Genomic DNA, 359 nt, shown 5'->3' on the forward strand with positions numbered 1-359 from the left:
TGTTAGGGCGCTGGCTGCATAGCGAAGAGTTCCGTCTTACCGCACGCCCGGCACACGTATAGATCGAGAACTTCACGGTTGATGAAAAAGTCTCCGAGTACGACACCGCGAGCGTAGGAGCCATCGTGGAAGTGTTTGCGGCCCGAATACACCATAGCGCCGGCGCAGCGCATACAAGTCAGCTCGTGTTCGGCCGCCGGATAGGCGGTGGCGAGTTCGCTACGCCAGTCCGCCGGGGGAGGCGAACCATCGCTACCCGCACCGCACTGCAAGCAACGATCGAACTCGTTGTCGACTTCGGCACCGCACCTTCCACAAGACCAAGTCATTGTCTGTTCCTGCGCCCTAACACCTGAGTT

Source organism: Lysobacter claricitrinus, from assembly GCF_045866565.1.
In the GTDB taxonomy this organism is placed as follows: domain Bacteria; phylum Pseudomonadota; class Gammaproteobacteria; order Xanthomonadales; family Xanthomonadaceae; genus Cognatilysobacter; species Cognatilysobacter claricitrinus.